Annotated in this window: 12 protein-coding genes; 2 read left to right on the top strand and 10 right to left on the bottom strand. The window is 50.7% G+C overall.

Translation table 11 applies throughout. The features are described from left to right. Positions 1 to 10: 10 nt before the first annotated feature. From fabD to yceD, 5 genes are read right to left on the bottom strand one after another with little or no spacing between them, the layout of a single operon-like run. The gene (fabD, locus tag BSPA111_RS14820) at positions 11 to 940 is read right to left on the bottom strand and encodes an ACP S-malonyltransferase (protein ID WP_183271905.1); all 930 of its coding nucleotides are present in this window, start codon (positions 938 to 940) and stop codon (positions 11 to 13) included. 17 nt (positions 941 to 957) lie between these two features. Further along, a complete protein-coding gene (locus BSPA111_RS14825; RefSeq protein WP_183271906.1) occupies positions 958 to 1911 on the bottom strand; it encodes a beta-ketoacyl-ACP synthase III in 954 nt (317 codons plus the stop codon). 9 nt (positions 1912 to 1920) lie between these two features. Further along, positions 1921 to 2955 carry a phosphate acyltransferase PlsX gene (plsX, locus tag BSPA111_RS14830; RefSeq protein WP_183271907.1) on the bottom strand — a complete coding sequence of 345 codons (1035 nt, stop codon included), beginning with the start codon at positions 2953 to 2955 and terminating at the stop codon, positions 1921 to 1923. Between the two features lie 11 nt (positions 2956 to 2966). Next, on the bottom strand, positions 2967 to 3137 hold the full coding sequence (gene rpmF / locus BSPA111_RS14835) for a 50S ribosomal protein L32 (protein WP_038473647.1): 171 nt from the start codon (positions 3135 to 3137) through the stop codon (positions 2967 to 2969). Between the two features lie 16 nt (positions 3138 to 3153). Then, positions 3154 to 3675, bottom strand: a complete 522-nt coding sequence (gene yceD, locus BSPA111_RS14840) for a 23S rRNA accumulation protein YceD (RefSeq protein WP_183271908.1) — start codon at positions 3673 to 3675, stop codon at positions 3154 to 3156. A gap of 141 nt (positions 3676 to 3816) precedes the next feature. Between yceD and BSPA111_RS14845 the strand changes: the two genes are divergently transcribed. Further along, positions 3817 to 4401, top strand: a complete 585-nt coding sequence (locus BSPA111_RS14845; RefSeq protein ID WP_183271909.1) for a nucleoside triphosphate pyrophosphatase — start codon at positions 3817 to 3819, stop codon at positions 4399 to 4401. Between the two features lie 46 nt (positions 4402 to 4447). Here BSPA111_RS14845 and rluC read toward each other — a convergent pair whose 3' ends face one another. Then, positions 4448 to 5401 carry a 23S rRNA pseudouridine(955/2504/2580) synthase RluC gene (rluC, locus tag BSPA111_RS14850; RefSeq protein ID WP_183271993.1) on the bottom strand — a complete coding sequence of 318 codons (954 nt, stop codon included), beginning with the start codon at positions 5399 to 5401 and terminating at the stop codon, positions 4448 to 4450. A 571-nt stretch (positions 5402 to 5972) separates the two neighbouring features. On the opposite strand from rluC, the gene rne reads away from it, so the two are divergent. After that, on the top strand, positions 5973 to 9263 hold the full coding sequence (gene rne, locus BSPA111_RS14855; RefSeq protein WP_183271910.1) for a ribonuclease E: 3291 nt from the start codon (positions 5973 to 5975) through the stop codon (positions 9261 to 9263). Between the two features lie 161 nt (positions 9264 to 9424). On the opposite strand, the gene flgL is transcribed toward rne, so the two are convergent. The 4 genes from flgL to BSPA111_RS14875 all read right to left on the bottom strand — a co-directional run bounded on the left by flgL (position 9425) and on the right by BSPA111_RS14875 (position 14301). Beyond that, positions 9425 to 10387: a flagellar hook-associated protein FlgL gene (gene flgL / locus BSPA111_RS14860; RefSeq protein ID WP_183271911.1), complete on the bottom strand. Its 963-nt coding sequence runs from the start codon at positions 10385 to 10387 to the stop codon at positions 9425 to 9427. Between the two features lie 17 nt (positions 10388 to 10404). After that, positions 10405 to 12069 (bottom strand): flagellar hook-associated protein FlgK, encoded by a 1665-nt coding sequence (flgK, locus tag BSPA111_RS14865; RefSeq protein WP_183271912.1) that lies wholly within the window; start codon positions 12067 to 12069, stop codon positions 10405 to 10407. 196 nt (positions 12070 to 12265) lie between these two features. Further along, a complete protein-coding gene (flgJ, locus tag BSPA111_RS14870; protein ID WP_183271913.1) occupies positions 12266 to 13207 on the bottom strand; it encodes a flagellar assembly peptidoglycan hydrolase FlgJ in 942 nt (313 codons plus the stop codon). Continuing rightward, positions 13207 to 14301, bottom strand: a complete 1095-nt coding sequence (locus BSPA111_RS14875) for a flagellar basal body P-ring protein FlgI (protein WP_183271914.1) — start codon at positions 14299 to 14301, stop codon at positions 13207 to 13209. Before BSPA111_RS14875 ends, flgJ begins: the two co-directional genes overlap by 1 nt. Positions 14302 to 14306: the final 5 nt, after the last annotated feature.

Raw genomic sequence — 14306 nt, forward strand, 5'->3', positions numbered from 1 at the left:
TTCCCTCGTCTTATTGCTCTAACGCCGCTGACAGCGCTACCGGCTCGTTAATGGCCGATGCAGTCAGTGTGTCAACAATACGTTTTGTCAGGCCAGTCAATACCTTACCAGGCCCTACTTCCAGCAACTGGGTCACACCCTGTGCTGCCATAAATTCTACTGATTTAGTCCACTGTACCGGGCTGTAAAGCTGGCGTACCAAAGCGCTACGGATAGCTTCTGGTGACGTTTCACACTTCACATCGACATTATTCACAACCGGAACAGAAGGTGCGTTGAAAGTAATATTTTCCAGCGCAACAGCCAGTTTGTCTGCTGCTGGTTTCATCAGAGCACAGTGAGATGGCACGCTAACAGGTAGCGGCAGAGCACGTTTAGCGCCGGCGGCTTTACAAGCAGCACCTGCACGCTCTACGGCATCTTTGTTACCCGCAATAACGACCTGGCCTGGCGAGTTAAAGTTCACCGGAGAAACCACTTCGCCCTGAGCCGCTTCATCACAGGCTTTAGCAATTGATGCATCATCAAGACCGATGATGGCATACATTGCGCCAGTGCCAGCAGGAACCGCTTCCTGCATCAATTTGCCACGTAATTCGACTAGACGCACAGCGTCTGCGAAATCCATCACGCCAGCACAAACCAGAGCAGAATACTCACCGAGGCTATGTCCGGCCATCATTGCAGGAGTTTTGCCACCCTGCTGCTGCCATACACGCCACAATGCGACAGAAGCTGTCAGCAACGCAGGCTGTGTCTGCCAGGTTTTGTTCAATTCTTCGGCCGGACCTTGTTGGGTCAGAGTCCACAAATCATAGCCCAGCGCATCAGAAGCTTCGCGGAAGGTTGCTTCCACAATAGGGTTCGCTGCTGCGATTTCAGCCAGCATACCAACTGCTTGCGAACCTTGCCCAGGGAAAACAAAAGCAAATTGAGTCATGGTTAAATCCCTAATAATCAAAAACGAACCAGTGCTGAACCCCAGGTAAAGCCGCCGCCGAAGGCTTCGAGCAATACCAATTGGCCACGTTGAATTCGACCATCCCGAACCGCTTCGTCAAACGCCGCCGGTACAGAGGCCGCAGAGGTGTTACCGTGCCTGTCAAGGGTCACAACGACATTATCCAATGACATGCCAAGCTTCTTGGCTGTCGCACTGATAATGCGCAAGTTAGCCTGATGCGGTACCAACCAATCAAGATCCGAACGATCCAGATTGTTCGCCTCAAGGGTTTCATCAACAATGTGTGCAAGTTCCGTCACAGCCACTTTGAACACTTCGTTACCCGCCATGGTCAGGTAAGAAGGATTCTCAGGATTAAAACGGTCTTTGTTTGGCAGTGCCAGCAATGAGCCGTAGCTACCATCAGCATGAAGATGCGTTGAAATAATGCCTGGCTCTTCGCTTTTACCGAGAAGCACCGCACCTGCACCATCACCAAAAATAATTATTGTGCCGCGATCCGTCGGATCGCAAGTACGGGCCAGCACATCCGCACCAATAACCAGTGCGTAATCCACAGCACCGTTTTTCACATATTGATCAGCAATACTTAATGCGTAGGTAAAACCTGCGCAAGCCGCAGCGACATCAAATGCCGGGCAGCCTTTAATTCCCAACATGCTCTGAATCTGACAAGCAGCACTTGGGAAAGCATGAGTCGAAGACGTTGTGGCGACGATAATAAGCCCTATAGCAGATTTATCGACACCCGCCATTTCCAGGGCGCGCGTTGCCGCAGCAAAGCCCATCGTTGCAACGGTTTCATCCGGTGCAGCAACTCGACGCTCACGAATACCTGTACGGGTGACAATCCACTCGTCAGAAGTATCCACCATTTTTTCCAGGTCGGCGTTGGTTCGCACCTGCTCAGGCAGAAAACTGCCCGTACCCATAATCTTCGTGTACATGTACGTCAGTCACTCTTTCTTAGCTAACACAGATTCCAGGCGGGCAGCAATCCTCGTAGGGACTTGCCGCGCCACCGCCTGCACTGCCTGTTCAATAGCGACAACAAACGCTCGCTGATTGGCCGCTCCGTGACTCTTAATCACTGTGCCGCGCAATCCTAACAGACAGGCGCCATTATACTGGTCGGGGTTGAGGTGACTGAATCGCCTGGTCAGGCTTTTTTGTAACCAATGTTTCAATATAATTAGCCACCACGACCTTTTTTTCCCTTCGCCTTGTGATTTCAAAAGCGAAAGGAACATTCTTGCAACCCCTTCCATCGTCTTGAGAGTGACATTACCGACAAAGCCATCACACACCAGCACGTCGGTCTTTCCCGTCAACAACTCATTTGCTTCAAGATAACCAATATAGTTGATAGAAGGCATTGTTTTTAATAAAGCTGAGGCATCGCGAATACTATCAAGACCTTTCGTCTCTTCTTCGCCAATGTTCAGCAAGGCAACTCGTGGGGAGTTGATGCCGAGAACTTCTTCAGCCATCACAGAACCCATTATCGCGAATTGCACTAACATATTGCTGTCGCAATCCACGTTGGCGCCAAGATCCAGCACCACAGTTTTGCCTTTTTGCTGATGAGGTAAAACCGTCATCAACGCGGGGCGCTCAATACCTTCTATAGGCTTGAGCAATAATTTAGCCAGCCCCATCAGCGCACCCGTATTTCCTGCACTGACACATGCTTGTGCTCGCCCTTCTTTCACTAATTCAAGCGCCACTCGCATTGAGGATCCGCGACTATTTCGGATCGCTTGCGAAGGTCTTGCATCACTGGCAATAACCGATTCCGCAGGAACTATCTGCGCACGTGAACGTTTTTCAAAATCAGCTTTGGCAAGTAATGGCGTGATGGCGTCGGGATCGCCGACTAATAGAAGGTTTAGCTGAGAGTTAGAGTCCAGTGCCTGCAAAGCTGCAGGCACTGTCACGGAAGGACCGAAGTCCCCACCCATGGCATCTAACGCAAGGGTTAGACGTGTCAAGGAATCGCCAATTACTTAACGATAACCTTGCGGCCGCGGTAGAAACCGTCGGCTGTGATGTGGTGACGCAGATGAGTTTCGCCAGAAACTTTGTCCACGGACAGGGTAGCTGTGGTCAGCGCGTCATGGGAACGACGCATGCCACGTTTGGAACGGGTTGGTTTATTCTGTTGTACGGCCATGGACCTTACTCCTCAATTACTTACGCTTTAAACTGGCTAATACGGCAAATGGGTTTGGTTTCTCCGCCTCGGAAGGCAGTTTGCCAAATACCATGTCCGCCTCGGACACTTCACAGTGTTCAGAATCATGCACCGGAACAACTGGCAAGGAGAGGATAATTTCATCTTCAACCAACGCCAGAAGATCGATTTCACCAAATTCGTTGACCTGAACTGGTTCATATCCTTCCGGGAGTGCTTCAGCCTGCTCGTCTTTGACGATCGGGCTAAAACAATACTGTGTGTAGACCTGATGGGCAAATGGCTTTCCGCAACGCTGACATGCAAGTGTTACCGAAACCTTCGCATCACCGGTAAGAACCGCGAGGCGTTGGTTGTCGATGGCAAATGACATATCGCATTCCACATCACTGTCTACACTGACTACGAATTCGGCGACGCGCTCAACCTGACCAGGTGTGTATACACCGTGGTAATCAAGGCGTTTTTGAGCCGTACGAACCGGATCGAGAGTCAGGGGTAATTTTACTTTTTGCATAGGGCGCGCATATTAACTTTGTAACGTCATAGAGTCAAAGAAAAAGGCCTGGAAACAGCGCCTTTGCCATTTATTCGCACACATTGCGGTTGCACAGTTTAAAATGCCTTTACCCGAATCGCTATCATTAATGAAAAAAATATGACGCAAATTGTTCTGGCCTCAACTTCAGCCTACCGTCGAGCGCTTCTTGAAAAGCTCGGCATCCCCTTCACCACCGCGGCTCCGCAGGTTGATGAAACGCCAACGTCTGGGGAAAATGCCCGCCACTTAGTGATGCGCCTTGCACAAGCCAAAGCGCAAGCATTGAGCACTGAATATCCGAATCATTTAATTATTGGTTCAGATCAGGTCTGCGTATTAGAGGGGAAAATCGTCGGAAAGCCACATACCGAAGAAAAAGCGGTGGAACAATTGCTGATTGCTCGCAACACTATTGTTACTTTTTATACAGGGTTGGCACTTTATAATTCAGCTTCCGGGAATTTGCAGGTGATTTGCGAGCCTTTTGATGTCCATTTTCGCCATCTGAGTGAGCAAGAAATCCGCAATTATGTGCGTAAAGAGCAACCTTTACAGTGCGCAGGAAGTTTTAAAAGTGAAGGATTGGGGATCGCATTATTCGACAGGCTTTCCGGGAAGGACCCGAATACCCTGGTGGGACTGCCGTTAATTAGCTTATGCGAGATGCTCAACAACGAGGGATGTAATCCGCTGCTCATGTAACTTACGTAGGGTGGAGACACGCAAAGGCGTCATCCACCCTAAACAGTTAGCGAGCGTTACGTAACACCGCCAGACAACGCTTCAATTGTTCATCCAGTGGGGCTTCGACACGCATAATTTCACCGGTATTTGGATGGGTGAAGCGTAAAGCCGCTGCATGCAAGAACAAACGATTCAGGCCAGTACCCGCAAGTTGCTTATCAAATTCGCGGTCGCCGTAGCGATCATCAAAAGCGATAGGATGCCCTGCATGTAGCGTATGGACACGAATCTGGTGAGTTCGACCCGTTATCGGGCTGCAACGCACTAATGTGGCAAATGCGTAACGCTCTTCCACTTTAAAACGCGTTTCAGACGGTTTACCTTCGCTGTTGACTCTCACGATACGCTCACCGCTTTGCAGAATATTTTTAAGCAAAGGTGCCTGTACGGCTTTGACATGCGACTGCCACTGGCCACGCACCAGCGCCAAATAATCTTTTTGCATTCCCTTTTCACGCAACTGCTCATGCAGAGAACGCAGCGCAGAACGCTTCTTCGCGACCAGTAAGATACCGGATGTATCACGGTCCAGACGATGTACCAGTTCGAGGAAACGCGCTTCAGGACGAAGGGCTCGTAAGCCTTCAATCACCCCAAAACTCAAGCCACTGCCACCGTGTACCGCAGTACCTGAAGGCTTATTCAGCACCAGGATATGGTCATCTTCATAGAGAATCGCATCGGTTAGCGCAGCCACTTTTTGCAGATGCGGGGAAACCGCCTCTTCTTCGCGTTCAGCAACACGAACCGGTGGAATACGAATTTCATCGCCATCCTGGATTTTGTATTCAGGCTTAATGCGTTTTTTGTTCACGCGCACTTCGCCTTTTCGCAAAATGCGATAAATCATACTTTTTGGCACACCCTTTAAGCGGGAGAGCAAGAAGTTGTCGATACGCTGCCCAGCCTCATCAGAGGAAATGGCAACGATTTGTACAGAAGGAGTCGGAGTTTTCATGGTCGGCGATTCTAAATAGCGTGCGCGCATAGCGCCACTCATTTTTATGTGCTTAACTGAGAATCTGCCTGGTTTAGAACCGTCTAGCTCCCCTTTTTCTGCTTTCTGCTACACACAGCGAAAAAGTGAGTTAAAAAACTGTAAGAAACGAGGCATCAAAGGCAAAAGTCATCTTGCTATAATAAGGTTAGCAATGGAATAATGTTGCGGTTTTCCGTGTTGATACTTGTTAGAACAAGGAATTTTGCGGAATTACCAGTTTTGCCTGAACGTCCATCCACGCAGCAATGGCGTAAGACGTATTGTGCTTTCAGGCAGTTAGCGGGCTGCGGGTTGCAGCCTGACCGGTAAAATGGAATCAACTCTTAAGAAACATTCTAAGGTTATTCCCACGATAATTGCGCTGTATTTCCGTATGAAATACAGGCTACCGACACTTTGCGCCTCTCAGCAAGCGACAACCGTGAGGTTGGCGACTGTGCGATCAGTCACGAGGCCATCGGTTCACTCCCGGTCAGCGTCACCATGCCCGTAGCTTTGTCACTAATGTAAGAATAATGAGTAAGTTACGATGAAAAGAATGCTAATAAACGCGACTCAGCAAGAAGAGTTGCGTGTCGCCCTTGTAGATGGGCAGCGTCTGTACGACCTGGATATTGAAAGTCCGGGACACGAACAGAAAAAAGCCAACATCTATAAAGGCAAAATCACCCGTATTGAACCAAGTCTGGAAGCGGCATTTGTAGATTACGGCGCGGAACGTCATGGTTTCCTTCCTCTTAAAGAAATTGCCCGCGAATACTTCCCGTCTAATTATTCATCACATGGTCGTCCGAACATCAAAGACGTTCTGCGTGAAGGTCAGGAAGTTATTGTCCAGATCGATAAAGAAGAACGTGGTAATAAAGGCGCAGCCTTGACCACCTTTATTAGTCTGGCGGGAAGTTATTTAGTACTGATGCCGAATAACCCACGTGCAGGTGGTATTTCCCGCCGCATCGAAGGTGACGATCGTACTGAACTGAAAGAAGCCCTTTCTTCTCTGGAACTGCCTGATGGCATGGGTCTGATTGTACGTACCGCTGGCGTGGGTAAATCCGCTGAAGCACTGCAATGGGATTTAAGCTTCCGTCTGAAGCACTGGGAAGCCATTCAAAAAGCGGCAGAAAATCGCCCGGCACCATTCCTTATCCATCAGGAAAGCAACGTTATCGTGCGCGCTTTCCGTGATTACCTGCGTCAGGACATCGGTGAGATTCTTATCGATAATCCGAAAGTACTCGAACTGGCTCGCCAGCATATCGGTGCTCTGGGTCGCCCTGATTTCAGCAGCAAAATTAAGCTCTACACCGGTGAAATCCCGCTGTTTAGCCATTACCAAATTGAGTCGCAGATTGAATCCGCTTTCCAGCGTGAAGTCCGTCTGCCATCCGGTGGTTCGATTGTTATCGACTCCACCGAAGCGTTGACCGCTATCGACATCAACTCCGCGCGCGCAACTCGCGGTGGCGATATCGAAGAAACGGCGTTTAATACCAACCTCGAAGCTGCTGATGAAATCGCACGCCAACTGCGTCTGCGTGACCTCGGTGGTCTGATTGTTATCGACTTCATCGACATGACCCCAGTGCGCCACCAGCGCGCTGTTGAAAACCGTCTGCGTGAAGCCGTGCGTCAGGACAGGGCTCGCATCCAGATAAGCCACATTTCGCGCTTTGGTCTGCTGGAAATGTCTCGTCAGCGTCTCTCCCCTTCCCTGGGTGAGTCCAGCCACCACGTTTGTCCGCGTTGTAGCGGTACAGGTACCGTGCGTGACAACGAATCTCTGTCATTGTCTATTCTGCGTTTGATTGAAGAAGAAGCACTGAAAGAGAACACGCAAGAAGTTCACGCGATTGTTCCGGTGCCAATTGCTTCTTACCTGCTGAACGAAAAACGCGATGCAGTCAGTGCGATTGAAACCCGTCAGGGCGGCGTGAAAGCCATCATCGTTCCTAACGATCAGATGGAAACGCCACACTATTCGGTACTGCGCGTACGTAAAGGCGAAGAAAGCAAAACGCTGAGCTACATGCTGCCGAAGCGGTATGAAGAAGAGATGGCAGTGCCATCTGAAGAAGAGTACGCCGAGCGTAAACGTCCAGAGCAACCTGCGCTGGCAACTTTCGTGATGCCTGACGTACCACCGGCACCACCAGAGTCAGCACCTGCTGCAACGCCAGCTCCAGCGGCTAAACCTGCGGTCGCGAAAGCAGCAACCGCTGCACAACCTGGTCTGCTGAGCCGCTTCTTTGGCGCCCTGAAAAACCTGTTTGCTGGTGAAAGCACGCCAGAAAGCAAAGACGTTCAGGAAGCGAAACCTGCTGAGACTGAAAGCCAACGTCAAGGCCAGGACCGTCGCAATAACCGTCGTCAGAATAATCGCCGTGACCGTAACGACCGTTCTGATCGCAACAACCGCGATCGTGATAATCGTGGCGAGCGCGATAACCGCAGCGAAAATCGTGATAACCGTGAGCCGCGCGAAAACCGCGATCGCGACGAGAACCGCCGTAATCGCCGTCAGGGCCAACAGCAAAATACTGAAGTGCGTGAAACACGTCAGAACGTTGCTGAGGAAATTGAAAAACCAAAAGCACGTGATGAGCAGCAACCACGCCGCGAACGCAACCGTCGTCGTAGCGATGATAAGCGCCAGGCACAGCAAGAAGTTAAAGTTCTGCAGCGCGATGAAACCGTAGCAGTAGAAGTTGAAGCTGAGCAGGAAGAACGCGTCCAGGTCATGCCGCGTCGTAAGCAACGTCAATTGAACCAGAAAATTCGTTTTGAATCTGCGTCAGATTCAAACGTTGAAACTGTAGTCACTCCAGACGTCGCTGAAGTTAGCGCAGCACCTGCTGCACGTACCGATCTGGCAACTATCCCGCTGCCTGCTGTTATCGAGAAACCGGCCGTTGAGCAGGATGACAACAACGATTCCCGTAACGACTCCAACGGTATGCCTCGTCGCTCTCGCCGCTCCCCACGTCACTTGCGTGTGAGTGGTCAACGTCGCCGTCGTTATCGTGATGAGCGTTACCCAACTCAGTCACCAATGCCGATGACCGTTGCGTGTGCTTCTCCTGAGCTTGCTTCAGGCAAAGCCTGGATCAGTTATCCTGTTGCCCGCGCACAGGAAGAATCACAGTACAACAACGTTGAACAAGCACCTGCAGCGACTATTGAGCAACCGTCTGCGCACGTTAACGTTGAGCAGCCAGTAGTTCATGTTGTCGCCGCGCAAGCTGCGGTTGAGACTGTAAATGTCGAAACAGCACACGTTGAAACAACGCACCCAGAAGTGATTGCAACCCCAGTAAACGAGCAGCCACATCTGATTGCCGCGATTGACGACGTTGTTGCTGAACAAGTCATCGACGAAGTTAAACCTGTAGAAGATGACGTTGCCGTTGCGACTCATCAACAACAGGCTGCTGAACCAGAAGCCCCTGCTGTTGTGGATAATGTTGTTGTGGACACTGTGGCTGCGGAAACTGTTCCTGCCGCTCCGGTTGAAGTGGTTGCACAGGAAGCTGTTGTTGAAGAAACCAAGGTAGAAGAAACCCAGGTTGAGACGGCTGTTGTGGAAGAGCCTGTCATTGCAGCAGCGGTTCAGCCAGAAGTTGCGGCTGTTACTCACGTCACTAAACATGCAACAGCTCCAATGACAAAAGCTCCAGCGCCGGAATATACCCCGGAAGCACCACGTCAGAGCGATTGGGTTCGCCCAACGTATGAGTTCAGTGGCCGCGGTTCTGCCGGTGGTAACAGTGCAACTCACCAGGCAACAGCGCCTGCTACGCGCCCGCAAAGCGCTGAGTAATCGCTAAGCGTTACGTAAAAGCCGATCCGGAAACGGGTCGGCTTTTTTATTGCCTGCAATTCAGAGCCTGAACTCAGGATAAAAAAAAGCCCACTTCGGGGTGCAGAAGTGGGCACATAAAGCGTACCCAGTTTCATGGCACGCCCAAAAAAGGTTAACTATTACTTATTCAGTTGGAACAGGGACATCCCTTGCATATCGCTGAAAGCTTTGTAAGACGCCTGAAGTGCCGCCTGCTGCATCACATAGGAAGATATTGCTGAGTTCCAGTCTACATCCACCAAGTCACTCATTTGCTGCGCCTGGCCTAATGCACGGTCACCGCCTAACTCATCAAGCTTATCCAGCTCACTTAATTGGGTACCTAGCTCTGCACGCACAGTTAGCACGTTATTGAGTGAGTTTTTCAGACCACGGCTAGTTTTATCAATGGCGGCGGTTAAATCGGCTTTCTGAGTATCGTCCAGACCTTCAGCCGGTTTTCTCAGGGTTTCAATAGCGGAATCAAGCATGTTGAACAGATTGGTTTCGGAATTAGTGCCATCAGGTTCAGGTACCGCATTACTGGTCAGTGAATTGAAAACCTGAGTTCCCGTATGGCCAATCGTCATGATGCGTGATGAATCAACAGATTGGGTTACCGCGCTATCACCACCCTTATAAGTGATGCTATTTGCCCCACCGCTGAACGGAGCAGACTCGGTTTTATATCCAGCAAAAATGAAACGTCCATTGCCGTCAGTACTGTTGGCAAGGTTCAGAATTTGATTGCGGATACCTTCCAGATCGGTAGCCAGTGAAGCACGGTCATCATCGCTTAACGTGCCGTTTCCGGCGTAAACGATTTTCTCTTGCGCTGACTGAATCGCCGTCGTCACCTGCCCCAACACGTTTTCTTCCAGTGACACTTTTTGCGTTGCAAAGGTACGCGCCAGCGCATATTGGCTATTTTGCGCCTGAGCCTGAGACAACACCACGGCTTGCGATGCGGCGATCGGATCATCGGATGGTTTGATGACACGCTTACCGGTCGACATCTGCTCGCCGTAACGCAGCCACTCACTTTGTGCGTTAGTTACGCCACGCATATTTTGTTGGTACATCATCGCGGTACTGATACGCATACAGCCTGATTCCTTAATTAACGGATGGACAGTAACGCATCAAACAACGTTGATGCCGTCTGAAGTACCTGAGCATTTGCCAGGTAATACTGTTGAAAGCGCTGCAAGTTACCGTACTCTTCGTCGAGGTTGACGCCAGAAATAGACTGCTGCTGGTTACTTAGTTGCGTGACAACATTATTTTGCGTGGTAGTGGTGACTTTCAGCGTGTTGGTTTTATTCCCGACGTCACTGACCAGGCTTGCATAAGCGTCATTAAACGATTTGTTGCCGCCGACTGCTTTGCTGTTTTGCAAATCCAGCAGTGCCTGAGCATTACGGTTATCGCTTTCACCATTGTCCGCAGCACCCGCTAATGCCAGCTTGCTTTCATCGCTGATAGCCACGTTCATATTCACCACGGCGTTAGAAACCGGTTTAATCGTGAAGGAATCATTTTTCTCAGGTTGAGGAGCCCCTTTCACGGAGACACTCAAACCATCAAACTCCAGCCCGGTAACGTTGCCGTTGCCATCATCCGTGGTTTTCGCCGTGATTTTCGCGTTATCCGATAAGCGCGTCACCTGCCAGTTGGTTCCATCAAAGACGACGTTGTAGTCGCTTGCCTGGACCTTAGTACTATCGGAAACCACCGCGGTCAGTTCGGTTTTGGTCGGGTTTTTGGCGTTACTTAACACCGACGGGCTGCCTATGTTAAAGAACTTGTCACCTTTGTCGCCATTGGCATCAAAACCGAGGCCATGCTGTTTGTTAATCGCATCAGAAAATGTCAGGGCCAATTGCCCCAGACGATTTCGAGCGCTATCCAAATCCTGTGAGCGGAAAGTCAACATTCCACCCAGCGTACCGTTGTTCAGTTGGCTTTCTGGAATTTCAGTGGTGCCAGAAACGGGATCGACATACGCAACAGTTATGCGAGAAGGATCAGCGCTCGACGAAACAGCAGCCAGTTTGTTGGCTTTGTCGCCTTGCACCAGCGTTAAGCCATTGGCAATAGAGACGTTATATGTGCCACCGTCCTGAACGCTCACTTCGACGCCAACAATCTGGTTTAATTGACTCACCAACTGGTCGCGCTGATCAAGCAGGTCGTTTGGTGCAGCGCCCGCCCCCACACCGGTCAGGCGTGAAATTTGGTTATTCAGATTTGCGATCTGGCTTGCGTAGTTATTGATTTGCTCCACGCTGCTTTGGATTGCGGTATTCACCTGCTTATCCTGATCGCGTAGATACTGATCGGTCACCTTAAACTGGTTTACCAGACCATTGGCATTACCCAGTAATGCCTGGCGTGCCGCAGGATCTTCCGCGTTACTCACCAGCGTTTGTAGGCCGGTGAAGAAACTTTGCAGCGTAGTGGCCAGGGTATTGGTGCTACCAGAGAGCATATTGTCTATCTTAGACATCTGCTGATATTGGGTATTCAGGCCACTGCTTTGCGTTTGCGCCGCACGCAGCTGGTTAGTGATGAACGCATCATATTCACGTTGCACACCGCTGACTTGCACGCCGTTCCCAATCCAGCCCCCTGCGCCCATCGTACTTAGCGACTGAGATAACACGGTAGTCTGGCGGGTATAGCCTGTGACGTTGTAGTTAGAAATGTTGTTACTGACAGTATTCAGTGCCGCCTGGGCAGCACCCAGGCCACTCATGGCACTGTTAATCAGGCTACTGGACATGAATTTTCCTTAGCGCGTTGGTCACGGGTCCTGTCGATTATTATCGGCAGCGCCTGGAATAACTTAAGTTATTAACTCTAAATAATTCGAGTTGCAGGTCGGCGGCCAGGAAGTAAATCCCCAGGAGCTTACTAAAGTAAGTGACTGGGGTGAGCTTCCGCAGCCAACCCCCCTGCGTCTCGAAGTATGAAGAGTTTCAGAACAAATTTGATAAGTCGTTGCTATACGCTTTTGCCACTTTCTCACCCATCGCTTTCATCTGTTGAATCATGCCGGTAAGTTTGCGGGCATAGTTTGGATCGGTGGCATAACCTGCATTCTGTAGCGCTTGAGCGCCTTGCTCTGCGGTATTGGCATTGGTGACTGCGGCGTAACGCGGGTTTCGCGTCAGCAAGCCGACATAATCAGAAAGTGCTTCAAGATAGGAGCTGTAAACACGGAATTTGGCTTTCACCTTTTTCGCTTCTCCGTTCTCGTATTCCGTGGTGGTGATTTCAGTGACCGGCCCTTTCCAACTGCTGCTGGCTTTCACACCAAACAGGTTAAAGCTAGGTTCACCTTTTTCTGTCAGGATCTGCCGTTGCCCCCAGCCTGATTCCAGCGCGGCTTGCGCCAGAATCAAGTGATGCGGAATGCCACTTTGTTCGCTGGCGAGTCGGGCCGGCAGTGAAAGTTGCGCCAGGAAGTCTTTGCTATCGCCCGTGAGCGGCTCTTCGTTAGAGGGAGCTTTAGGGATAGCCTGGCGCACCATTTGCGTTAAGGTCTGGTTCTGGAAACTGGTCACGCTTTGCAGATCAAACTTCATCGGCACTTTACCGGCCTCTTCAGATGGGTCGGCATTACCGCCCATTTGCTCGACCATCATATCGGCCAGCCCAAGCCCTTTGGAACTGAGCTGTTGCGCGATTTGCTGGTCATAGATACTGGTGTACATGCGAGTCTGTTCACTGCTAAACAACCCGTCCTTTGGCAACGCTTCACGCATGCTTTTGAGCATCATTTGCACGAACATCCCTTCCACCTGGCGGGCAACCGATTTCATGTTGCCCTTAGGATCTTGCCCGGTTTTCGCTTTTAGCTCGTTAAGAGAATTAGCATCCCACGCAGCATTAGCCAGTGATTGGGTATCGTTAAGCATTAGATGATTTCCACTTTGGCACGCAAGCATCCTGCCGTTTGCATAGATTGCAAAATCGACATCAATTCAATTGGCGATGCACCCAGTGTATTCAGCGCACGAACCACATTATTTAGATTGGCGCTGGCATTAACGCGTTGCAACGCACCACCATTTTGACGCAGATCGATTTGCGTTTGCGGTGTTACCACGGTTTGACCGCCGCCAAATGGCGTATCTGGCTGGCTCACCTGCGCTTGACGATTGACCGTGACGGATAAGTTACCCTGCGCCACAGCACAAGTATTCAGCGTCACTTCCTGATTCATCACCACCGAACCCGTACGCGAGTTGATAATCACTTTCGCGTCTTGCGCTGGCAAATTCACTTCCAGGTTCTGAATATCAGCCAGTAAACGGACTTGCGAACTGTTGCCGGTCGGAACACGAATTTGGATGGTACGCGCATCTATCGCCGAGGCACTGCCAAAGCCGCGCGAACGGTTAATGGTATCGGTAATTTGTTGAGCCAGCGTAAAATCATCCTCGTTCAGTTGCAGGCTGAGAATGTTGCCGGAGCCAAACGTACCCGGTAGTTCGCGCTCAATCACCGCACCGTTGGTGATACGACCGCCATTCAGTTGGTTGACCTGAACGCTGCTTCCTCCCGCCGAGGCACCCGCCCCACCGACCAGAATATTGCCTTGCGCCAGCGCGTAAACCTGGTTGTCGACCCCTTTCATCGGGGTCATCAGCAATGTCCCGCCGCGTAAACTTTTGGCGTTACCCATAGAAGAAACCACAACATCAATATTCTGCCCTGAACGCGCAAATGCCGGGTATTTCGCCGTCACCATGACCGCAGCCACGTTTTTGAGCTGCATGTTGGTGCCCGCAGGAACCGTTATCCCCAACTGCGAAAGCATGTTGTTCAGCGTTTGAGTGGTAAAGGGTGTTTGTGTCGTCTGGTCACCCGTACCATCAAGGCCGACCACCAGACCATATCCAATCAGGGAGTTTTCACGCACGCCCTGAACCGTTGTCAGGTCGCGGATACGGTCGGCCTGCGCAAGTGTCGCCACCAGCATCAGTAATCCGAATAAATATTTGGTCATGAGGT

Source organism: Buttiauxella sp. A111 (assembly GCF_014189855.1).
Lineage (GTDB): Bacteria > Pseudomonadota > Gammaproteobacteria > Enterobacterales > Enterobacteriaceae > Buttiauxella > Buttiauxella selenatireducens.